This window comes from Shewanella sp. SM87, assembly GCF_025653705.1.
GTDB classification, from domain to species: Bacteria; Pseudomonadota; Gammaproteobacteria; order Enterobacterales; family Shewanellaceae; genus Shewanella; species Shewanella oncorhynchi.
This window is the reverse complement of record NZ_JAKKSC010000080.1, coordinates 1-1,248: the sequence shown is the minus strand read 5'-3', so window position 1 is coordinate 1,248 and position 1,248 is coordinate 1. Positions and strand designations below refer to the sequence as shown.

Sequence of the window (1,248 nt, the reverse complement as noted above, 5' to 3'; positions counted from 1 at the left end):
CGTTAATAAAGCGTTTGCGTAAGACGTTAAGCATCACGTAAAAGTTTACATGCACTGATGAATAAACGGTCAACCGTACCTATTAGAGCCTGACTTGACCAAGGCATTAAATGCCGATGTAGTGATAAGGTAATGGGTTTCGGATTTACATCATGGCGCGGGTAAAAAGCCTATTTAGACGCCGAATATATGGTAGTGAACCAATCATTCAAAAGTGTTGTAAAAGCTGAGGCGTCCATATATGGTCAAGTAAAATTGGCCACGRTTTTAGAGTCATTCCAATATAAACGTTCTGACTCATTTGGCGTTAACCCACCATTATATTGATGGGGTCTKGTCTCACTGTAATATCCAGTGATGTAATTTGTGATCTCTTTATCTGCTTCTGTAAAATTCCCATAACCACTGGCGGGTATCCACTCAGATTTCAAACTTCTAAAGAAACGCTCCATTGGTGCGTTATCCCAACAATTCCCGCGGCGACTCATACTTTGCTCAATCTGAAGACGCCATATTAATTGTCTGAATTTCAAGCTTGTGTAATGCGAACCTTGATCGCTGTGATATATCACATTCTCAGGCTTACCCCTTAACTCAAATGCCATTTTCAAAGCTTTACAGGTCAGCGCACTATCTGGTGATAATGACAAGGCCCATCCAATAGGCTTGCGGGAAAATAAGTCAAGAACAACGGCTAGATAGGCCCAGCGATTACCGACCCAAACATACGTCACGTCGCCACACCACACTTGATCTGGTTGAGTTACTGCAAACTGTCGATTAAGCGTATTGGGGATTGCAACATGCTCTTGTGTCGCTTTCCGATAAGAATGCTTAGGCTGCTGACAGCTTAATAACCCAAGTTTTTTCATTAGATTACGGGCTCGATAACGACTGAGACCAATCCCTTTGTTAGTCACTAATTGCGCTATCGTTCGCGCACCGGCAGAGCCATGACTAATACGATGTGCAGCCTTCACTTCACTGCATAAAATAGTMAAGTCTGCATCAATATGTTCTTTTCTTTTTAGCCAATACTTATAGCTACTTCGATGCACTTTGAATGCATTACAAATTGTGAGAATAGAGTGGCTCTGCTTGAGTGCGCTGATTAGCGTAAATTGTTCATCGAGTCTGACATCAAGAGAGCGGTAGCCTTTTTTAGGATAAGATTGTGCTCCTCAAGACGAGCTATTTGCTTCTTCAGCTCACGGATTTCAATTTGTTCAGGGGTAATCGGAGATGCTT

Annotated in this window: 1 pseudogene; it reads right to left on the bottom strand. The window is 42.2% G+C overall.

The annotated features are described in order from the left end of the window. Window positions 1-245: 245 nt before the first annotated feature. Window positions 246-1,248, bottom strand: a pseudogene (locus L5M11_RS23705) (IS3-like element ISSba5 family transposase); the annotation flags it as partial.